The sequence below is a fragment of the Bacillus sp. MN7755 genome, assembly GCF_054771475.1.
The window spans coordinates 148,625-170,972 of sequence record NZ_BTRL01000005.1 but is presented as its reverse complement, the minus strand read 5'-3'; the positions used below and the strand labels follow the sequence as shown (position 1 = coordinate 170,972).

19 protein-coding genes and 1 riboswitch are annotated in these 22,348 nt (G+C 36.6%); of the genes, 12 read left to right on the top strand and 7 right to left on the bottom strand.

Annotated features, from left to right (window positions below; all coding sequences use genetic code 11):
- Nucleotides 1–59: 59 nt before the first annotated feature.
- The 4 genes from gabT to ACYVEC_RS04035 all read left to right on the top strand — a co-directional run bounded on the left by gabT (nt 60) and on the right by ACYVEC_RS04035 (nt 4,722).
- Entirely contained in the window at nt 60–1,424 is a 1,365-nt protein-coding gene (gene gabT, locus ACYVEC_RS04050) for a 4-aminobutyrate--2-oxoglutarate transaminase (RefSeq protein ID WP_063221701.1), read from the top strand.
- 115 nt (nt 1,425–1,539) lie between these two features.
- Nucleotides 1,540–2,907: a sigma-54 interaction domain-containing protein gene (locus ACYVEC_RS04045; protein ID WP_063221578.1), complete on the top strand. Its 1,368-nt coding sequence runs from the start codon at nt 1,540–1,542 to the stop codon at nt 2,905–2,907.
- Complete coding sequence (gene gabD / locus ACYVEC_RS04040) at nt 2,900–4,351, top strand: NADP-dependent succinate-semialdehyde dehydrogenase (protein WP_063221579.1); 1,452 nt, start codon at nt 2,900–2,902, stop codon at nt 4,349–4,351. Before ACYVEC_RS04045 ends, gabD begins: the two co-directional genes overlap by 8 nt.
- A gap of 47 nt (nt 4,352–4,398) precedes the next feature.
- Nucleotides 4,399–4,722 (top strand): DMT family transporter, encoded by a 324-nt coding sequence (locus tag ACYVEC_RS04035; protein ID WP_000263262.1) that lies wholly within the window; start codon nt 4,399–4,401, stop codon nt 4,720–4,722.
- A 40-nt stretch (nt 4,723–4,762) separates the two neighbouring features.
- Here ACYVEC_RS04035 and ACYVEC_RS04030 read toward each other — a convergent pair whose 3' ends face one another.
- The 4 genes from ACYVEC_RS04030 to ACYVEC_RS04015 form a co-directional block, all read right to left on the bottom strand.
- Entirely contained in the window at nt 4,763–5,992 is a 1,230-nt protein-coding gene (locus tag ACYVEC_RS04030) for an aminopeptidase (RefSeq protein ID WP_063221580.1), read from the bottom strand.
- Nucleotides 5,993–6,108: 116 nt separating this feature from the next.
- Nucleotides 6,109–7,191, bottom strand: coding sequence for a polysaccharide deacetylase family protein (locus ACYVEC_RS04025; protein ID WP_063221581.1), 1,083 nt, complete (start codon nt 7,189–7,191; stop codon nt 6,109–6,111).
- A gap of 158 nt (nt 7,192–7,349) precedes the next feature.
- Complete coding sequence (locus ACYVEC_RS04020; RefSeq protein ID WP_063221582.1) at nt 7,350–8,453, bottom strand: polysaccharide deacetylase family protein; 1,104 nt, start codon at nt 8,451–8,453, stop codon at nt 7,350–7,352.
- Nucleotides 8,454–8,731: 278 nt separating this feature from the next.
- A complete protein-coding gene (locus ACYVEC_RS04015) occupies nt 8,732–9,928 on the bottom strand; it encodes a NupC/NupG family nucleoside CNT transporter (protein WP_060629340.1) in 1,197 nt (398 codons plus the stop codon).
- Between the two features lie 202 nt (nt 9,929–10,130).
- A riboswitch (purine riboswitch) is annotated at nt 10,131–10,232 on the bottom strand.
- A 121-nt stretch (nt 10,233–10,353) separates the two neighbouring features.
- Here ACYVEC_RS04015 and rlmD point away from each other — a divergent pair.
- From rlmD to ACYVEC_RS03990, 5 genes are all read left to right on the top strand, one after another.
- Nucleotides 10,354–11,730 (top strand): 23S rRNA (uracil(1939)-C(5))-methyltransferase RlmD, encoded by a 1,377-nt coding sequence (gene rlmD / locus ACYVEC_RS04010; RefSeq protein WP_063221583.1) that lies wholly within the window; start codon nt 10,354–10,356, stop codon nt 11,728–11,730.
- A 179-nt stretch (nt 11,731–11,909) separates the two neighbouring features.
- Nucleotides 11,910–12,899: a tRNA dihydrouridine synthase gene (locus ACYVEC_RS04005; RefSeq protein ID WP_199677707.1), complete on the top strand. Its 990-nt coding sequence runs from the start codon at nt 11,910–11,912 to the stop codon at nt 12,897–12,899.
- 275 nt (nt 12,900–13,174) lie between these two features.
- Complete coding sequence (locus ACYVEC_RS04000) at nt 13,175–13,729, top strand: hypothetical protein (RefSeq protein ID WP_231428391.1); 555 nt, start codon at nt 13,175–13,177, stop codon at nt 13,727–13,729.
- Between the two features lie 272 nt (nt 13,730–14,001).
- Nucleotides 14,002–14,520 (top strand): YehS family protein, encoded by a 519-nt coding sequence (locus tag ACYVEC_RS03995; RefSeq protein WP_060629344.1) that lies wholly within the window; start codon nt 14,002–14,004, stop codon nt 14,518–14,520.
- 95 nt (nt 14,521–14,615) lie between these two features.
- Complete coding sequence (locus ACYVEC_RS03990; RefSeq protein WP_063221586.1) at nt 14,616–15,323, top strand: M48 family metallopeptidase; 708 nt, start codon at nt 14,616–14,618, stop codon at nt 15,321–15,323.
- A 179-nt stretch (nt 15,324–15,502) separates the two neighbouring features.
- Here ACYVEC_RS03990 and ACYVEC_RS03985 read toward each other — a convergent pair whose 3' ends face one another.
- Nucleotides 15,503–16,198 (bottom strand): hypothetical protein, encoded by a 696-nt coding sequence (locus tag ACYVEC_RS03985; RefSeq protein WP_063221587.1) that lies wholly within the window; start codon nt 16,196–16,198, stop codon nt 15,503–15,505.
- 14 nt (nt 16,199–16,212) lie between these two features.
- Complete coding sequence (locus ACYVEC_RS03980; RefSeq protein WP_063221588.1) at nt 16,213–17,322, bottom strand: mandelate racemase/muconate lactonizing enzyme family protein; 1,110 nt, start codon at nt 17,320–17,322, stop codon at nt 16,213–16,215.
- A gap of 93 nt (nt 17,323–17,415) precedes the next feature.
- Between ACYVEC_RS03980 and ACYVEC_RS03975 the strand changes: the two genes are divergently transcribed.
- The gene (locus ACYVEC_RS03975; RefSeq protein WP_098556870.1) at nt 17,416–18,687 is read left to right on the top strand and encodes a transcriptional regulator; all 1,272 of its coding nucleotides are present in this window, start codon (nt 17,416–17,418) and stop codon (nt 18,685–18,687) included.
- On the opposite strand, the gene nhaC is transcribed toward ACYVEC_RS03975, so the two are convergent.
- The gene (gene nhaC, locus ACYVEC_RS03970; RefSeq protein ID WP_063221590.1) at nt 18,676–20,097 is read right to left on the bottom strand and encodes a Na+/H+ antiporter NhaC; all 1,422 of its coding nucleotides are present in this window, start codon (nt 20,095–20,097) and stop codon (nt 18,676–18,678) included. The genes ACYVEC_RS03975 and nhaC overlap by 12 nt on opposite strands.
- 291 nt (nt 20,098–20,388) lie before the next feature.
- On the opposite strand from nhaC, the gene ACYVEC_RS03965 reads away from it, so the two are divergent.
- Complete coding sequence (locus tag ACYVEC_RS03965; RefSeq protein ID WP_063221591.1) at nt 20,389–21,504, top strand: M20 peptidase aminoacylase family protein; 1,116 nt, start codon at nt 20,389–20,391, stop codon at nt 21,502–21,504.
- A gap of 214 nt (nt 21,505–21,718) precedes the next feature.
- Entirely contained in the window at nt 21,719–22,327 is a 609-nt protein-coding gene (locus tag ACYVEC_RS03960) for an SAM-dependent methyltransferase (RefSeq protein WP_098556872.1), read from the top strand.
- Nucleotides 22,328–22,348: the final 21 nt, after the last annotated feature.

Genomic DNA, 22,348 nt, shown 5'->3' with positions numbered 1-22,348 from the left:
TTGGCATACATTTTGCAATAAAAAGAGAAAACAATGTAAAGAAAAGGATGGGGTACGTAATGAACACAAAAAAATTTGCTAAAGTAAATGAACAAATTCCTGGACCGAAAGCGGCGTCTTTGTTAGAACGCCGCCAAAATATAGTACCAAAAGGAGTAAGTAACGGCATCCCAACGTTTGTACAATCTGCAAACGGTGCTCTTGTAACAGATGTTGATGGTAATCAGTACATTGACTTCGCAGGAGCAATAGGAACAATTAACGTTGGGCATTGTCATCCAGCTGTTAAAGAAGCGCTCCATAAACAAGTAGATCAATACATTCATACTGGATTTAATGTCATGATGTATGAACCATATATTGAATTAGCGGAAAAACTTGCGGCATTAGCGCCAGGAAGTTTTGATAAGCAAGTACTATTTTTAAATAGTGGTGCAGAAGCAGTTGAGAATGCGGTGAAAATCGCTCGCAAATATACAAAAAGACCTGGTATTATCGCATTTTCTAAAGGTTTCCACGGGCGTACATTAATGACAATGACGATGACAAGTAAAGTAAAACCATATAAATTTGGATTTGGCCCATTTGCTCCAGAAGTATATAAAGCGCCATTCCCGTATGAATATCGTCGCCCAGAAGGACTAACGGAAGAGCAGTACGATGACTTTATGATTGAAGAGTTTAAGAATTTCTTCATATCAGAAGTAGCACCAGAAACAATTGCAGCTGTTGTAATGGAACCTGTTCAAGGGGAAGGCGGATTTATCGTCCCAAGTAAGAAGTTTGTGCAAGAAGTACGCAATATTTGTTCAGAACATGGCATTTTATTTGTAGCGGATGAAATTCAAACAGGATTTAGCCGTACAGGAAAGTATTTTGCTATTGATCATTATGATGTCGTTCCAGACCTAATTACGGTATCTAAATCGTTAGGTGCTGGTGTACCGATAAGTGGTGTGATTGGACGTAAAGAAATTATGAATGAGTCTGCACCGGGAGAGCTTGGCGGAACGTATGCAGGAAGCCCACTAGGATGTGCGGCAGCATTAGCAGTACTTGATGTAATAGAAAAAGAGAATTTAAATGATAGAGCGATAGAATTAGGAAAAGTCGTAATGAACCGATTCGAAGAGATGAAAAATAAATATAATTGCATCGGTGATGTGCGTGGCTTAGGAGCAATGTGTGCATTCGAGCTCGTTCAAGATCATAAGAAGAAAACACCTGATAAAACGTTAACAGGTAATTTATGTACAGAAGCAAATAAACGCGGATTACTTCTATTATCAGCAGGAACATACGGTAATGTTATTCGTGTGTTAATGCCGTTAGTTATTACAGATGAGCAACTCGAGGAAGGTTTAACAATCATTGAAGAATCATTACAAGCTTGTTATGAGCAAGCAGATATCGCTCGTGTTTAAAAACTGAATGATAAATCACAAACATTCTAGCTATCTCTATATTAAATGCAGAAAATTCGCTTTATAATGAGGGTAGTGAAGTGAATCGATGGATTGGAAGTTAGGGGTGGCTAGGATGGTTGCAGAAAAGGAACGAGTGTTAATGGATTTACAAGATGTATTTGAATATGCGTTTGACGAAATTTTTGTGACTGATGAAAAGGGAATCGTTGTGCGTGTAAATAGTACATGTGAAAGACACTACCAACTAGCTGCTAAAGAGTTAGTAGGTAAACATGTAAAAGAACTACAAAAGGATGGTATCTTTTATCCATCGGCAACGTTAGAAGTAATTGAAAAAAAGAGACCGGTTGAACTCGTTCAAACGACAAAATCAGGAGAGTATTTACACGTTCGTACAAGGCCTGTTTTTGATGATGAGGGAAATTTACGAAGAGTGATTAGTTACTCTCGTGATCTTACAGAACTCTACCAACTACGTCAAAAGGTAGAAGAAATGGATAATCAGTTAAAAACATATAAAAAAGAATTAAGAGAAACGTATGAGCATGAAGGACTTATTTTTAAAAGTATCGCTATGCAAAAAATAGTCGAAACAATTAAGAAAGTATCTGTGGTAGATAGTACAGTTCTCGTTTTAGGTGAGACAGGAGTAGGGAAGAGTCGATTAGTACGTCATTTACATGAAGTGAGTAATCGGAAGAATGAAAGTTTCTATGAGATTAACTGTGCGGCATTGCCAACGAATTTAATTGAATCAGAACTTTTTGGATACTCAGGTGGATCTTTTACAGGTGCGAATCGTGAAGGGAAAAAAGGACTATTAGAATCAGCGCATAGAGGAACTCTGTTCTTAGATGAAATAGGCGAAATGCCGCTTGAAATTCAAGCGAAGCTTTTGCAAGTGTTGCAAGAAAAAACGTTTCGTCCTATAGGCGGAAGAGAATTAAAAAAGGTGGATGTTAGAATTGTAGCGGCAACAAATAGAGATTTAAGTATGATGGTGAAACAAGGAACATTCCGGAAAGATTTATATTATCGTCTGAATGTCATTCCAATTGTAATTCCGCCTCTTCGGGAAAGAACAGAAGACATTTTGCCACTCATTTATCATTATTTAAAGGACTTTAACGAGAAATATGGTCGGAATATAAAATTAGCGCCTAGCACATTGCAAATGTTTGTTGGTTACCCGTGGGAAGGAAATAATAGAGAAATTGAAAATGTGATTGAGCGACTTGTTATAACTGCTGACGATGTCGTTACGATAGAGGATTTGCCAATAGCGATGCAAGAATCAACGGTTGAACAGTCCGGTCAAAGTCTTTATAAAATGTTAGAAGAAGTAGAACGGAATATTATTTTGAAAGCATATAAAACATATGGATCAAGTTATAAAGTAGCGGAGTTTTTAAAAATAAGTCAATCTGCTGCCACGAGGAAGATAAAGAAACTTATAGAGGGGGAAGAAAACATTGGATAAAAAAGCGACGTTTGTAAATGTAGAGAAAAAGGCGATGTATATAAATGGTGAGTGGATTACATTGCAGGATCAAATCGAAGTAAATAATCCAGCAACGAAGGAAATATTTGCGACGGTACCAAAGGGCGGAATAACAGAGGCAAAGCAAGCTGTTGATGCAGCACATGAAGCTTTTAAATCATGGTCTAAGTTAACAGCAGCAGACCGTGCAGTGAAGTTAAAAAAATGGTTTACACTTATCGATGAAAATAAAGAAGAGATTGCAGCAATTATGACGAAAGAGCAAGGAAAGCCGTTTCTAGAAGCACTTGGTGAAGTGAATTATGCAAATAGCTTTGTTGAATGGTATGCAGAAGAAGGAAAGCGCGTATATGGCGAAATGATTCCTGCTTCTCATCCGAATAAACGTATTTTAGTTATGAAGCAACCAGTTGGAGTTATGGCAGCTATTACGCCTTGGAACTTCCCAGCTGCTATGATTACGAGAAAGGTAGCTCCGGCACTTGCAGCAGGCTGTACGGCGGTTGTAAAACCAGCAAGTCAAACGCCATTGACTGCACTGAAATTAGCCGAATTAGCTCATGAAGCGGACATTCCAAAAGGCGTAATAAATATTGTAACAGGCAGTGCGAAAGCAATTGCTGATACGTGGATGGAAGATGGACGTGTTCGAAAAGTTTCTTTTACAGGATCAACGGAAATTGGGAAGGAATTAATGGCCAGTGCTGCACAAACGATGAAAAAGGTTTCACTTGAGTTAGGTGGTCACGCGCCGTTTATTGTTATGAATGATGCGGACTTAGATAAAGCGGTAGAGGCGGTAATCGGTTCGAAATTCCGTAACGCAGGACAAACGTGTATATGTACAAACCGAGTATTTGTTCAGGAAGAAGTGTATGAAGTGTTTGTAGAGAAGTTCCAAAAGGCAGTAGGGCAGTTGAAAGTAGGAGACGGTTTCGGTGACGGAACTACTGTAGGACCACTTATTGACGAGAATGCAGTTTCGAAAGTACAGGAACATATCGAAGATGCTATTCAAAAGGGTGGAACAGTTTTATTTGGTGGCCAAAAGGTTGCAGAGCTAGATGGACACTTTATGCAACCAACTGTAATTGGATTGGCGAACGATACGATGCTTTGTATGAATGAAGAAACATTCGGTCCAGTTGCACCAGTTGCGAAATTTAAAACGGTTGAAGAAGTAATCGAACGTGCAAATCATACACCATATGGCTTAGCTGCTTATATTTTCACAAAAGATATTAGTCAAGCATTCCAAGTTAGCGAGGCATTAGAGTACGGTATTATCGGATTAAATGATGGACTTCCATCAGTTGCACAAGCACCGTTTGGTGGCTTTAAAGAAAGTGGTATTGGCCGTGAAGGAGGCCATTTCGGTATCGAGGAATATTTAGAAATTAAATATATTTCATTAGGACTATAAGTAGTATACTAGAATCTCTATAAGGTAACAGAGAAGGAGATTCTAGTATGGTATATTGGCTATTATTACTTGTTACAATTATTTTTGAAGTAGCTGGAACAATTGCGATGAAACTATCAAATGGTTTAACAAAGCTTGTTCCCAGTGTACTTATTTTCGTATTTTATGGAATTTGTTTCAGCGTATTTGCTATCGTTGTCAAAAAAATTCATTTAAGTATCGCTTATGCGATTTGGTCTGGTGTAGGAACATTACTTATTACAATCATTAGCGTGTATTTTTTCAAAGAGCACATTAGCTTATTCCAAGCATTTTGCATTCTCTTTATTGTTTTAGGAGTAATTGGGCTTAAGGTTTCATCGGCATCATAAAAGGCTATCTTCCGCTGCGGGAGATAGCCTTTTGCTTTTGTTAAAACGCCCAGTTACCTTTACGGAAGATTGGTTCATGTCTGCCATCAGCTGTAATACCGTCGATATCAAGCTCAGCTGATCCAATCATGAAGTCGTTGTGTGTAATACTAGTATTTGCACCATTTTCAGCAAGTTCTTCTTTAGACATTGTTTTTCCGCCAACTAAGTTAAATGCATAAGCACTTCCGATTGCAAGGTGGCAAGATGCATTTTCGTCAAATAGCGTATTGTAGAATAAAATATTTGTGTTTGAAATTGGTGAATCATGAGGTACTAAAGCAACCTCGCCTAAGAAGTGAGAACCTTCATCTGTTTCTACTAAATGTTTTAAAGCTTCTTCACCAGTTTCCGCTTTATAATCTACGATACGTCCGTTTTCAAATGTTAACGTGAAGTTATCAATAATGTTACCTGCAAATGCTAACGGTTTTGTGCTAGATACTTGGCCGTTTACACCTGTTTTAAGTGGCATTGTAAATACTTCTTCAGTTGGAATGTTTGCCATAAATGGTACGTTCTTCTCATTTAAGCTACCAGCACCAGCCCATACATGTTTTTCAGGAAGTTCGATTGTTAAATCTGTTCCAGGACCCGTATAGTGAAGAGCTTTATAATGTTTTTCGTTTAAGTAATCAACTTTTGTATGTAATGTTTCATCGTGTTCTTTCCATGCTTCTACAGGGTTTGCTAAATCAGCGCGAGTCGCTTTGAAGATAGCATCCCATAGTTTTGCTTCTTGTTCTTCCGGTGCAACGTCAGGGAATACCTTCGCAGCCCATTCTTTCGTAGGAACAGAAATGACACACCAGCTTACTTTATCGGCTTGTACGTAATCACGGTATACTTTCATTGCTTCACCAGCTACTTTATGAGCTGCTGCAATACGCGTTGAATCTACACCTTTTAATAAATCAGGGTTTTCTGCATAAATAGACATAAATGCAGCGCCTTCTTTTGCTAACTCTTCACGAGCGTGTGCTTTCCAAGAAGGGAATTCAGAGAAAGCTTCCTCAGGAGCTAGATCGAACTTTAGACGTGTTAACGTTTCATCATTCCAATCCACATATACGTGTTTTGCACCAGATTTATATGCCTTTTCTGTAACGAGGCGTACAAATTGTACAGCTTCAAGAGGTGCACTAATGGATAAAGTTTGTCCTGGTTGAATATTAACACCAACATTGACTGCAAGGGCAGCATATTTCTCTAACGTTTTTTCAAATGACATATGTATAATCTCCTTTAATTTGAAAGATTTCTTACTATATATAATACAAGAAAATTCAAAAAATATATATAAATATAGCATAAAAAGAGAGCTCAAAATATATTGAGCTCTCATCGTTATTTAATCGAAGAAGCAAATTGTTCTACGGTTGTCGTATGGTGTATGCGAACACGCTTCATTTTTAACAACTCATCGGGTTCACCTTTTGTAATGAACTTTCCGGGTTTTGTTGTCGTTGCAAATTGATAATATTTCTTCGTTTCTGCAACGACTTTATCATCTACATGACCGAATGGATAAGCAACTGCGATAATGGGCTTACCTGTTATTTTTTCTAGTTTTTCTTTCGATCCCTTTAATTCTTCTTCGTAGTTTGTAATCTTCGGCAAGTCGGCATGTGTTGCAGTATGAGATTGCATGGAGAAAATGCCCGAATCAACCATTTCTTTTATTTCAGATGTAGAAAGGGATCCTTCAGTATCGACATTATTAGCAATCATATATTCTGTTGCTGTTGGTTTAAACGTATCATCTTTTAACTTTTGTAAAATATGAAAGGCATTCATATTATTTTGCATACCGTCATCAAACGTAACAAAGATAGGTTTATTCACTTTATTAATATCGCCCCAGCGTTCAAAGGTTAGTAAGGTATAGCCGTTGTCTTTTAAATATTTCATTTGGGCTTCAAAGTTAGCAGGTGATACGAATAAATCTTTAATGCCTTGTCCGGGATAATCATCGATTGCATGGTACATAAGAACGGGAACCTTTTGCTCGAAAGTAATAGCAGATTTTGTGAGTGGAATAGTTTTCCCATCTTCTTTTATGCCTATTGCTTCAATTTGGAACTCACCGCGTTTTCCTTCAAATTCTTTTATGTCAAAAGGAAGTGAAAATTGTGTTTCCTTTTCTTTAGAAAACAAAGATTTAGTGTGTTCCTTTCCATCAGCTGTGCGCCAAATCTTATATTGTACTTCAGTTAAAGTATCTTTTATATCTGTCATATGAATAGTAGTATTTGTAGATTCGTGTGTAATTGGGCTATAAGAAATTTTACCTTGTTCTTGCACAGTTTTTGCTTGTTTCTTAACTTCTTGAACCTTTTTCTCTTTTTTAGGTTCCTGGCTTACATTGCTAGTATTACAACCTGCTAGAATAGCAGATGTACATAAAGCAATTGCTGTATATTTTTTCATAAAATCACCTTCTATTGTGTATTATATTGCATACTTATATTTAAAATCCCCACCGCTGTAAGAGCGGTGGGGATATACCCTTGTTCATCATATCATTTTTAATTATGAGATAGGTTAGTGGCTTTCGATAGAAATATTCTTTCGTCTTTTAGTAAAGTTTACTTTATAAGAGATATGAATTTTTCCATAGATGTATTAGGCCCTACAAAATGGCGTTTAATTAAGTACTGTTCGTTTGGCATCCCTTTTGTAATGTGATTACCATGATCAGTAGTTACTGCGAATTCATAATGTTTTTTTGTTTCTTCAACAGCTGGATCATTATAGGAACCTACTGGATAGGCGAGAGCGATGACCTTTTTACCAGTAAGAGCTTCAATTTTTTCTTTCGAACCACGTAATTCCTCATCATAATTGCTTGAATGAGCCATCATCGTATGATTAGCAGTATGAGATTGAATAGAAAAAATGCCTGAATCCATCATTTGTTTTATATCATCTGTTGATAGACGATTTGGTTTGTCTATCTCATTTGCAGTAAGAAACTCAGTAGCTGTAGGTTGAAATGTATCATCCTTTAGTTTTTGTAAGATATGAAGAGCGTTCATATTATTTTTTCGACCATCATCCATGGTTACAAAAACAGGTTTATTTACACGGTTTATATCATTCCAACGTTCAAACGTTAGCATCGTATAACCGTTATCTTTCAAATGTTGCATATGCTTTTCGAATTGCTCAGGTGGTACATATAAGCCATAATCCCCATCACTTGGCCCAGGGTATTTCTCAATCGCATGGTACATTAAAACGGGTACACGTTGCTGGAATGTAATTTTAGATGTTACTAGATTTGTTTCAGTATTATCTTCTTTGATTCCTACTGTTTCAATTTGAAATTCGCCACGTTTTAAATGAAATGATTTTAAATGTAGTGGGAGGGCAAAGTCACGATCTTTTTCTTGTGAAGTAAAAGTTTGTTTGCTTTCAGGACCATCAGCAGTACGCCAAATATTGTAACGTACTTGTTTGAATGAATCTCTTAAATCTTTGGTATAAAGCGTGGTGTTTTGTGCGTTATATTCATACGGATCCCATGTAATAACTCCTTGTGTTAAAGGAATTTCAACTGCTTTCGCTTTTTTCTGTTCAACTGTTTGTTTCGCCGTTGCTTCTTTTATTTGTTTATCACTAGAGCTACTAGTGTTACAACCTACGAGAATAGCAGAAGAAAGTAAAGCGATATATGTATACTTTTTCATTCTATCATCCTTCTATTGTGTTTTAATTATCATCACTTATGTCATGAAACGATCGCTCTTATAAGTGAAACTAATTCAAATTTTTGATTTTAAAAATTTGAATTATACCCTTGTCCATCATATCACTATAGAATATATAGGGGAATACAATTTTGGAATATTTCGGAAGGAATACCTTATTTTTTTCTGGTGAGATTTACATAAAAATACATTTGGAAGATGAAAAAACTCCACCTAAACTTCCTTTAGAAAAAGGAGAAGTAAGGTGGAGTTTTTTATTAAATAAACAATCCAGCGATTGTTGCAGATAAAATAGAAGCAAGTGTTGATGCAAATAACATTTTCCAGCCGAATTTAGAAACGATGCTTCCTTGTTTTTCAGAAAGGGCACGGATTGTACCGACAATCGCACCAATTTGGCTAATACTTGCGAAGCTAATTAAGAATACTGTAACGATTCCAACTGTACGTGGAGATAATGTTGATGCAACATCTTTTAAATCAAGGATTGCTACAAATTCGTTTAATACAATCTTCGTACCCATAATACCACCAGCTGGGATAATATCTTGAGTTGGAATACCCATTAAGAATGCGAATGGAGCAAGTATATAACCGAAGATTTGTTGTAACGTAACAGCATATCCCATTGCACCTGAAGCGGCGCTAATTACGTAGTTGACAACTTCCATCACACCGATGAAGGCGATCATTAATGCAGCAACGATACCTGCTACTTTTAAGCCGTCAAGCGCACCGTTAATCATTGCGCCGATAAAACTGTCTCCGAATAAAGTTCTATCAAATTTTTGAATCACTTCATCTTCTTTCTTCGTATCAACAGGTGTTAATAACGAACAAACAATTAAGCTTGAGAATAAGTTTAGTGGAAGAGCTGCTAGTACATATTTTGCATCTAACATCATTACGTATGATGCTGTAACAGAAGCAGAAACTGAACTCATTGCAGAACAACAAATGATAAACATACGGTTTTTGTTAAAATGCTGTAAATCATTTTTAATAACGATTAACGCTTCACTTGAACCGAAGAATACAGAGTTTACTGCGTGGAATGATTCAACGCGTGGTAAACCAGTGATTTTTGAAATTGCACCGCCGACAACGCGAACGATGAATGGTAAAACACCTAAATAACTAAAGATAGAAAGTAGTGCTGAGAAAAATACGATAATTAATAGTACGTTTAAGAAAAAGACAAAATCTCTTTGAATTCCATTAAAGAGAAAATCGACACCTGTCGTACCAAGCTTAATTAGTTTGTTGAAAACTTTACCAATGAAAATAATGATTTGTTGACCAATCTTTGTGCCAAACATAAACCAACCGATTAAAATTTGGAAACCAATCATAATAGCAATTGCACGGAAGTTGATTTTACTTTTGTTGTTTGACAAAGCAAAACATAAACCTAAAACGACAAGAATACCGATAATGCTCATTACATATTGCATGTAGTTGCCCCTTTCAGAAGTTCGTATAAAGTTTGTACATAAAACTCCCGTTATATTACTAAAAATAAAACAAAGAGGTTTTATGTCATACGTAAGATGTCTGACCTTTTAGAAAAATAAAAATAAAAAAAGACCCATATGGATTCACTTTCATCTATGAGAGAAAGCTAATCAATATGAGTCCTTTTTTGCACGTAGGCTAATATTCATTAGTTTTCCCCATAGTCCAGCAATTTAAGGTTGCCGGGTAGAAACTCTCGATCCATATTATCGAGTATATATGAGGTAACATCGTCCGTATTAAATTAGTAGTAGCGTAACATTAACAGAGAACTATCGTCAATAGCTTTTTTTCTTCCGATAGAAATAGACCATATAAGTATGATAAAATGTAACGCAGTGTTATGAAAAAGAGAGGTCGGAAAATGAGTACAAAAATGACGCCACCAGTTGAGAAAAACGAGTTTATAGATGTAGTATTTGAAGATTTAACACATGATGGTGCCGGTGTTGCGAAAGTAAAAGGATATCCTATTTTCGTTAAAAACGGATTACCAGGTGAAGAAGCCCAAATTAAAATTATTAAAGTGAAGAAAAACTTCGCGTTCGGTCGTTTAATGAAGCTTCATACAGAGAGCCCATATCGTAAAGATGCAGAATGCCCAGTGTACAATCAGTGCGGTGGTTGCCAGCTTCAGCACTTAACATATGAAGGGCAATTACAAGCGAAAGAAAAACAAGTACGTGACGTTATGCAGCGCATTGGCGGACTAAGCGATGTTCCTGTGCATCCTGTACTTGGCATGAAGAACCCATGGGTATACCGTAATAAAGCACAAGTACCAATCGGAGAACGTGAAGGCGGACTTGTAGCTGGTTTCTATCGTCAAGGAACGCATGACATCATTAATATGGAATCATGTTTAATTCAAGCAGAAGAGAACGATACATTAATTCAAGAAGTAAAACGTATTTGTGAAAAACACGGTATTTCGGCGTACAACGAAGAGCGTAACAAAGGAATACTTCGCCACGTAATGGCTCGTTACGGACAAGTAACAGGGGAAATCATGCTTGTCTTTATTACTCGTACAGCAGAATTGCCAAACAAAAAAGCAATCATTGAAGAAATTGCTGCGAAATTCCCAGAAGTAAAATCAATTGTTCAAAACGTAAACCCGAAACGTACAAATGTAATCTTCGGAGACACAACGACAGTACTGTACGGATCAGAATATATTTATGACTTTATCGGTGACATTAAATTTGCGATTTCAGCACGTTCATTCTATCAAGTAAATCCAGAACAAACGAAAGTGTTATACGATAAAACGTTAGAGTACGCAAAATTAGATGGTAACGAAACAGTAATTGATGCCTATTGTGGAATTGGATCAATCTCCTTATTCCTAGCACAAAAAGCGAAAAAAGTGTACGGCGTTGAAATCGTCCCAGAAGCAATCGAAGACGCAAATCGTAACGCAGCACTAAACAACATGACAAACGCTGAATTTGGCGTAGGAGAAGCAGAAGTAGTCATTCCAAAATGGTACAAAGAAGGCGTAATCGCTGACACAATGGTCGTAGATCCACCGCGTAAAGGCTGTGATGAAGCATTACTAAACACAATCATCGATATGAAACCAAAACGCGTCGTATACGTATCGTGTAACCCAGCAACATTAGCACGTGACTTAAAAGTACTAGAAGAAGGCGGATATAAAACGCAGGAAGTACAGCCTGTTGATATGTTCCCGCATACGACTCATGTAGAGTGTGTAGCTTGGCTTAAGTTGGTATAATAAACAAGCAGTTGATATAGGAAAATCTATACCATCTGCTTTTTGGTTTATCAAAATGCCATTTAGCAATGATTTTAGTTAAAATAAATATTGCTGATTTTCGTAAATTATAAATGTACTATTGTTATTTGGCTTTATATTTTTAAATTGTATTCATAGTGAGAGGATTTGAATTTGAAATGATAGATAATTTTTGGCGTGATTTACCACGACCATTTTTCGTACTTGCACCAATGGAAGATGTGACAGACGTTGTTTTCCGTCACGTAGTAAGTGAGGCTGGTCGTCCAGATGTATTCTTTACAGAGTTCACAAACTCGGATAGCTATTGTCATCCAGAAGGTATGAAAAGTGTACGTGGCCGTTTAATTTTTACAGAAGATGAACAACCGATGGTAGCACATATTTGGGGAGATAACCCTGAATATTTCCGTCAAATGAGTATTGGTATGGCGGAACTAGGATTTAAAGGCATCGATATTAACATGGGCTGCCCTGTACCGAACGTAGCATCAAGGGGAAAAGGTAGTGGCCTTATTCTACGTCCAGACGTTGCGGCAGAACTGATTCAAGCAGCAAAAGCAGGCGGACTACCTGTCAGCGTAAAAACAAGACTTGGCTTTAAAGAGTTAAGCGAGTGGGAAGATTGGTTAACGCATATTTTCAAACAAGATATCGCAAACCTTTCTATTCACTTACGTACAAGAGAAGAAATGAGTCAAGTGGATGCGCACTGGGAGCTAATTCCGGAAATTAAAAAATTACGTGATCGTATTGCACCAAATACGCTTCTAACAATAAACGGAGATATCCCTGACCGTAAAACAGGGCTGGAGCTTGCTGAAAAATACGGCATAGATGGCGTAATGATTGGACGAGGCATTTTCAAAAATCCATTTGCTTTTGAAAAAGAACCAAGAGAGCATAGTAGTAAAGAACATCTAGATCTTTTAAGGCTACAGCTTGATCTTCAAGATCAATATGCAGAAGTATTACCACGCTCTATCACAGGACTACATCGCTTCTTCAAAATTTATGTAAAAGGCTTCCCTGGAGCTGCTGAACTAAGAAATCAATTGATGAGCACGAAGTCGACTGATGAAGTGCGTACATTGCTTGATAAGTTTGAGGCGAATGTTAATGTGGTAGAAGGTAGTGAAACGGTGTAACTTTTGAAAGGTAGAGGGGATGGATTTTATTCATTTATGGGGAGTTGTTTTATTTAGTTTTGAGGTCTTTTTTAGACGATAACTGAAAGGGAAATTTCTTAAGAATGAATAAAGCTATCAGTATCTTTTTGTTGTAACATATACTTTGTATATGTGGGGTGTTTGGTTTGATTGAATTTAGTTTAAAATGAGGCAACTTTCCTTTTGGAGAGTTGTCTTTTATGCTTTACAGTATATATAAAGGCAAGTAATTAGAGTGAATGGGGAAGGTTGAAGTGAAAAAGAAGAAAAAGCTATCAGTTATGAAAATTTTAATATATATGCTAATAGCAATTGTAGTTATTAATTGGATCTATAAGACACCCGAAGAGAAAAAAGCAGACTTAGAAGAAAAAGTTGCGAGCTATGAAGAGTTTGAATCACACTGTATAACATATGAAGATTGGAATGTTGGTAAAGGTGGGAACAAAAATTTAAATACTTTGTATAATGATCCTCAAGAATGCTTGGAAAAAGAATTATTTATATGGCAGAACGATGGTACGGAGCTAACAAAGGGAGTAGCCAAATTAGTATTTCATAAAACAGATTACTATTTTACAGAAGAAGAATTAAAAGATGATATTCAAACGGAGGCGGAAAATAAATACAAATTACTTGAAGAAATCCAGCGCGAATGTAAATCTACATTGCTTGGGGGTTTTTCATATGATTATTATACAGATGGATATGATTATATAATAGAGGACACATTAGGCGAAAAATCAAAGATGAATGAAAAAATTTTTAATAGTCTATTTGAAATTAAAAAAACTTATAAAAATAATTAACTAGGTGTATGAGGGAAATAGAATATTTGTAAAATGGCTACTGTTTTATTTGATAAAAACTATAGGGTATTCAAATGACACGATGGATAAGAAATATACTACCTTTTCTCCACGGTTACACTATTTTCTTGGTTTCTGGTTATAACCTCCACAAGCAATAATCCACCCAAGACTACAAAACCTCCCCCTAAAATGTTAAAGTAGTAACTTAACGACATTCATTTACACATGCTAAAAGCATTACTATAATCAACATTTCTGGAGGCAAAACAATGGCAATGAGCAACAACGATATATTAAAAAGAGTAAGGTACGCTTTAGATATAAAAGATATAGATATGGTAGAAATCTTTGAACTTGGCGGGATGGAAGTAACGAAAGAAGACGTAGTTGATATGCTTACAAAAATAAAAAGAGCGCCTCAGCATGAAGCTGAAAATGATGATGTAATCGAAGATGAGTACGTATTAACATGCGACATGATGATGTTAGAGGCATTTTTAAATGGATTTATTACTTTAAAAAGAGGGAAGCAAGATCCGAAACCAGGACAACCGGCACCTGTACAGAGCAAGGAGAGTGCCAATAACCTTCTTCTAAAGAAGATGAAAATCGCACTATCATTAACGAGTGAGGATGTACTTGATATATTAGATAGCGTAGGTGTTACGGTAACAAAAGGAGAGTTAGGCGCTCTATTAAGAAAAAAAGGCCATAAAAATTACAAAGAGTGCGGCGATAGATACGCAAGGAATTTCATTAAGGGATTAGGTGTAAAGTATAGAGGGTAATGAGTTTGTTAAAGCAGCAAATGATATAATAGGTAGAGTAGGACGTTTGTATCCTACTCTTTTTTACTTGTAAAAATAATACACTAGGTGATGAAATGGTACATACATATTTAGGTGAGACAATTCATTTTCATATAACTTATAAAAAGAAAAAGTCTGTGCGTCTTTTTGTAGATTCGTACGGAAATGTGGAAGTGCAAGCTCCAAAAGGGACACCTGTTGAATACTTAGTCCAGTTGCTAGAGGAGAAGTGGGATTGGATTCAGACAACCCGTAAGGAAATGCAGGAGCGAGCGCTTGGATCACAGGAAAAGGATTACGATCAAGGAGAGGGCTTTCTATATTTAGGAAATACGTATCCGATACAAATTTCTCAAGATGCAAGCATTACGCAAGATAATGCAGTATTTGAGGGAGATAAGCTACATATTTATGTGAAAGAGCTTAAGGATGAGAAAGTACAGCAAGCTTTAAAACGATTTTACTATAAGCAGTGTAAGTCATTAGTAGAGAAGAGTATTAAAGCGCATCAAAGTAATTTCAAAACAAAACCACGCTCTATTCGTATTACAGATAGTAGTCGTACGTGGGGTACTTGTGATTCGAATTTACAACTAACATTCAATTGGAAGCTAGCGATGGCACCACAGCGAGTAATTGATTATGTAGTCGTTCACGAAATGTGCCATATGGTTCATTTAAATCATGATCGCTCTTTCTGGCGTCTTGTCGGGAAGATAATGCCTGATTATAAGGAAATGGAGAACTGGTTAGCGTTATCTAGTTGGAAGATGACGGTTTAGGAAGGGATATCGATTTTTGTTGGTAAATCGATATTCCTTGTCGAATCGTTGATATATTGTGAGTTATGATAGATATATTCGAAAAATCGTTGATATAATTTCATTTACCACAGAATTGTTCAAAGGATTGAAAAAAAGGAGATGTCACAAGGGACATCTCCTTTTTTCGAGCATATAGATCATCGCCCAAACTTCACAACAAAATCTCCGTCCACTTTCTCCAGTTCATACCCACGATACCCATCCGAAAGCAACGCCTGCTGTCCACCAGCATTGTTCATTGGAACGCTCTTAATATCCGTCCAATCCCTTTCATTGTCCTCATGCAATTCCTTCACAAAAACATACCGCAGACTACCACCATACTTCTCCTTCAGCGCAGCAATCTCCATCCCTTGCGCAAACTTATCCTTCAAACTCGGAATGTTAAAAGGAGCAACGGTGCAGCATACATAATCATATTTGCTGTCTTCTTTTTGCAATTCTTCCATAATGACTTTTGCTAATATTTTTTGCATCCCATTTCCTCGACAGTTCGGGTGAACGTTTGATATTTCTTGATAGATGACGCGGTGTAGTTCGCTTTCTGTTAAGCCAATATCAAGTCCTAAATGTTCATCGTCGATAGGAGGGACGAGTAGGGCCCGAAATGCGATAAGTTCATTTTCGATAAAAGCACCAATCATCATGCCGTTTCCTTCTAAAATGTATTGAAATTCTTCTTGTGAGAGCGGCTGTAAACGGCTTTTATCTTCTAGTGCTTCAACTACGACGTTCTGCAGTAATAAAATTTGCTCGATGTGCTCTAGTGATAGTAATGTAACGTGAAATGGATCGTTATTTTGTTTTAATGATCCTTTGTATAGAACTGTCATGCGTTAGTCCTCCTTTAGCGTACAACGTCTTGAAAGACGGTTAGTTCTTGTAGGGTATCTTCATTTATTTCAATGCCGAGTCCTGGCTTTTCGTTTAAGCGAATAAATGGTACGTCGTAATGTAAGTCTCCGATGTCTTTCGTGAACTTTAATGGACCTGTTAGCTCGACGCTCGTAATGATCTTTTTCGAGAAAGCGACATGGAATCCTGCGGAAGAGGCAATAGATGATTCGACCATGGATCCAACTTGGCATTCAATGCCTGCCATTTCGGCTTGATGAGCGAGTTTTACAGCTGGATATATGCCACCGCATTTCATTAGTTTTATATTTACTTTATCAGCCGCGTCTAATTTAATGATTTGGCGCATTTCACGAGAGGCCTTTAATCCCTCATCAATCATAAGCGGAAGGTCTGTTTTAGAACGAATGTGAGCCATTGCGTCAATATCATCCGCTATAACAGGCTGTTCAATCCAGTCGATGTTTAAATGACCTAATGAACGAAGTGCCGTTAATGTGTTTGCGCTATTTTTCCACCCTTGGTTTACATCAACGCGAATAGCGATGTCATTTCCTACACGTTCTCGTACAGCTTCAATACGTTTTACATCTTCTTTTACATTTGTACCAACTTTCATTTTGAAAGATTGGTAACCTTTTTGAATCATAGAAGCAGCTTCTTCAGCCATATCTTCAGGATCGGCAATACTTAAAACGTGAGTGACAGGGAATTCTTCATGATAGCGCCCGCCAATTAATTGATATACAGGTTGATTTAGTTTTTTACCCATTATATCGAAACAAGCGATATCAATTGCGGCCTTCGCAGTAGGCACACCGTAAATTGTATTGTCCATCATATCGTGTATTTTCTCGATATTCATTGGATTTTGCCCAATGAGCGCAGGAGCAAGTGTATGTTTTAAAGTATGGAAAGTACTTTCCCATGATTCGCCTGTAACGTGATCATCAGCAACGCCTTCACCATAACCGATAATGCCTTCATCTGTTTCCATTTTTACGATAATAGAAGGCATATCAGAATAAGAACCATAACTAATAATAAACGGATCGCGAAGCGGTAAACGAATTGCATAAAGGTGAATAGCGGTAATTTTCATTGAATAAAGACCCCTTCCTGTTTACAATGGTTTTGTACATTTGATATAGTTGACGTTAAATAGTCGTTAATTAATGATAAGGAGTTAGAGAAAATGATGATAAAAATTGCAGTTGTCGGTTCAAAAGAGTTTATGGAGACACTTTTACCTGTTGCTCATAAACTAGAAGAAATAGAGATTGATCCATATATTTACCTTCATCCTGCAGAATCTTCTGAACTATTAAAGCGTTTAAAGCCTTGTGATGTCATCTTTTTCTCAGGTGCTTTACCTTATTATATGGCAAAAGAAATAAGAGAACAATTACGAATTCCAAGTACGTACTTACAGCAAGACGAGACAACTGTCGCATCTTCCATTCTTTCTGTCATGTATCACCAAGGAATTCAACCACATAAAATTTCAATTGATTTAGTAGACCGCTCATTTATTATAAATGTGTTCCAAGATATCGGTATAAAAGAAAGTCCACAAGTGTTTGATTATGAAAATATGCTGTGGAGTAAAGATGAAATAAATAGAGTTATTGATTTTCATGTAGCTAAATATCAATCTGGAGAAGCTCAGTTAGCTTTAACTAGTATTCATGCTGTCTATGATGAACTTCAAAAAATAGGTATCCCTTCAAAACGTATGATAGATCCAAAGCAATCCATTATACATGGGTTAAAAGATGCAAAAATAAAAGCTGAGTTAGCAAAAAGCCATTCAGCTACTGTTGGTGCTTGTATGATTTCTTCTTTAGAATTACGAGAAGGTTTGCTTGAGCAATTAGATGTCATTTCAAAAGAACTACGTGGCTCATTTAAAAAAATTGATGAAATGACGTTCATTTTGTATACGACTCGTGGTGATATTGAATCGATTATAAAAACAAATATGATAAATAATTTATTTGCGAGTATAGAAGGAACGATAGCTATTGGATTTGGTTACGGAAAAACTGTGAAGGAAGCAGAGCAAAATGCTAAAATCGCTCAAGGTTTCGCGAAGAATAATCCAATAGACCACTGTTTTTATATACTAACAAGTGATAAAGAACTATTTGGTCCGTTCCCGAAAGAACAGAGAGTACAAAGCTTGAAGAATGACAACCCGGCACTAATGAAAATAGCGAAGGAAACGAAGCTTAGTCCAGCAAATTTATCAAAAATTATTCAATTTAGTCAATCACATCCGTCATTGAAGTTTACGGCAGCAGATCTTTCTGAATACTTACAAGTGACTCGGCGATCAACTGAAAGGTTATTAAAGAAACTAGTTGAGTATGGGTATGCTCATATTTGCGGCGAGGAAATGCCTTATCAACAAGGACGCCCTCGCGCAATATATGAACTGAATTTACCGTTATCTTTAAGCTTCTAATTGAGCTTTTTGTTTTTTTAGTAGTTCCGCTTTTTCAATGTCAGATAGTTTCGTAATTGTGAGACCAGTTATGCCGTAAATGATTGAGATAATAGGTACAATGAAATTTAATATAGCATAAGGAGCATATTCAAATGCACCTACGCCAAGTGTTGCAAGAATAAATACACCGCACGTATTCCAAGGTACGAAGACAGAAGTTAAAGTTCCACCATCTTCTAATGCTCTGGATAAATTTTTAGAATGTAGTCCTTTTTCTGTGTATGCATTTGCGTACATTCTTGAAGGAACAACAATCGAAATATATTGTTCAGAGCAAGTAAGGTTTGTTGCAAAGCAAGAAGCAATAGTAGAGGCGATAAGCCCTTTTGCTGATGTCGCTAACTTTAAAATTTGATTTACAATTGAGCGAAGGATACCTGTATGTTCTAATACTCCTCCGAAAGTCATAGCGACAATTGTCATAGAGACTGTATTCATCATTGAATCTAAGCCGCCACGGTTAAATAGTTCGTCTACTAGCTTGTTTCCAGTGTCTATAACAAATCCAGTTTGGAGTGCACCGACAGATGCAGAGACAGAACCACCTTGAATAAAGACTTGTGATAAAAATCCTAAAATAATACCTACAAGAATAGCTGGGATGGCAGGAACTTTTTTAGCGACCAATACCATAACGACTACAGGTATGATTAATAGGAAAGGTGAGATAACAAAGTTTTGTTGCAATACTTGTAACGTTTGATCGATGCTTTTTGCATCAATATTGTTAGCTCCGAAGCTTCTTCCTAATAATGCATAAACGATAAGAGTAATAATTAAACCTGGAATTGTAGTAAATAACATATGACGAATATGTGTAAATAAATCTGTATTTGTTAATCCTGCGGCTAAGTTTGTTGTGTCTGAAAGCGGTGACATTTTATCGCCGAAGTAAGAACCGGAAATGATAGCACCAGCCACCATTGGAGCTGGAATTCCCATACTTAGGCCAATTCCCATTCCTGCAACACCAATTGTCCCCATTGTAGACCAAGAGCTACCAATTGCTAATGCAACAATAGAACAAATAATTGTAATTGAAACGAGAAATAGTGATGGAGTTAAAAGATTTAAACCGTAATAAATCATTGTTGCGACGATTCCGCCACCAATCCAAGCACCGATTGTTAAGCCAACAAGAATAATAATAACGATAGCAGGTAATGCAAGACGAATCCCCTTATACATTGCTTCTTCAAGATCGTTCCACTTGTAACCGTAACGCCAAGCGACGGTAGAAGCAACGGTTGTACCGATAATAAGTGGAACATGAGGGCTTTGTTTTAATACAACAATTGTAACCATCATAACTGCAACGGTAATGATAATAGGGATAATCGCTATTCCAAAAGGTATTTCTTTTTTCATAAAGTTCCTCCTTGTTACGTATGTTTGTTTGTATTTTTAGAATTGTCGTAAAATAGACGTTATTAAATTATAATAACTAGAAATCAATGTAAGCGTCAACAAAAAACAGAAAATAAGGAATGTTCTAGTTGTTCGTTTAGTTTGTAATGTCGATGCAGAGTGAAGCCTTAAAGTATTTAAAAATAAACAATTGACTTTTTTCTTAAAATTCAATATGTTCATAAAAACATCTGTTTTTCATAAGTATAATTAACCTGAATGGTTTTGGAATTTGGGAAGGAGAATGTAGCTTTGAAAACATTAGAATTACAAGAGCGTTTAACTGAAATTTTTCAGCATTTACATGAAAACCCTGAAGTGAGTTGGAAAGAGTATGAAACGACAGCGTATATTACTAACTTTTTAAAAGAAGAAGGAATTTCATATAAAGTATTTGATGATTGCCCAGGCGTGATTGCTGAAATTGGAAGCGGAAATCCAGTTATTGCAATTCGTGCTGATATGGATGCACTGTGGCAAGAAGTGGATGGAGAGTTTAAAGCGAATCATTCATGTGGTCACGATGCTCATATGACAATTGTGATGGGACTTATTTTACAATTGAAAAATATGAGATGGGATAGTGGAACAGTTAGGTTTATTTTTCAGCCAGCAGAGGAAAAAGGAAATGGTTCTTTAAAGATGGTAGAGAAGGGTGCTGTGGATGATGCTGATTTCTTATTCGGTGTTCATTTACGCCCAATTGAAGAACTGCCTTTGAAACAAGCTGCCCCATCTATTCGTCACGGAGCAGCAGGATTTTTAGAAGGAACGATTCACGGAGATGATGCGCATGGGGCACGCCCGCATCAAGGGATAAATGCAATTGATGTCATTTCTATGATCAATATCGGTTTAAAAAATATATGGCTACCACCGCAAAGTTCATATTCAGTGAAGATGACGAGGTGCCAAGCTGGTGGAGATAACCTAAATATCATTCCAGGTAACGGGCATTTTAGCTTAGATGTTAGAGCAGAAAATAATATATTACTAAATGAATTAAAGCAAAAAATAGAGCAAGTAATTCTGTCAGCTGAATCAATGGGATCTAAAGTATCTTATGAGTGGATTGATCTTGCACCAGGAGCTGAAGTTTCAGAAGAAGCTGAGCGCTTTATGCGAAAAGGCATTCTTGAAGTGTACGGGGAAGAGGGGTGCACTGGGCCACTGTATACGACAGGAAGCGATGATTTCCATTACTACACAGTGAAGAGACCACATTTAAAAGCTGTCATGCTTGGACTAGGGGCAAATCTACAACCTGGATTACACCATCCGTATATGAAGTTCGATCATAGTTGTATTATGGATGGGGTAGAAATATTAAAACAAACTGTATTGAAAGTGTTAGAAGACAGGGGCTAGAGAGCTCCTGTTTTTTTGTGGTAATTTGTCGTTAAGTCGATATCCTTTGTCGAAACGTCGATATATTGAAAAAATCGTTGATATATTCGAAGTTACGATAGATATATTCAGAAAATCGTTTATATAATTTCACGTATCAGTTAACTTGATGGAAAATGAGTCTCCAGTACATGGTGTATAATAATAAGTACCATTTTTTAATAGGAGAAAATCAATGAACGAACAATATTATGATGCAGTTTTAAACATAAAAACAGTCGGTGAGCAAAAAGGGTTTAACAAGTCTATGCACTATCATCGTTATGAACCGACGCCGTATAGCGGGTTAGATGAGTTACTGAATCAATATGAAATACGAAGTAGTGACCGAATTGTAGACTTTGGATGCGGAAAAGGACGATTAAACTTTTACATGCACCATAAGTGTGGTGCTTCAGCGGTTGGAATTGAAATGAATGAAGAGTTTTATAAAGAAGCAATGGATAATCTTGATCGTTATGCACGAAAGGTACGAAACAGTAAAGATAAGATTGGGTTTGAATGTTGTTTAGCGCAGGAATATGAGATTGATCCACGTGATAACCGGTTTTATTTCTTTAATCCATTTTCTGTACAAGTATTTATGAACGTAGTAAATAACATTTTACTTTCGGTAGAAGAAGCGGAGAGAGAAGTGGATATTATTTTATACTATCCTTCTGAAGATTATATTTTCTTCTTAGAGAACCAGACTGGGTTTGAGCTGAAGAGGGAAGTAAGATTGCCTGGGGCTTATGAGAAGAATGGAAATGAGAGATTTTTAGTTTATACATTAAGATTATAAAAAAGCAGGTGCCAAGGCACC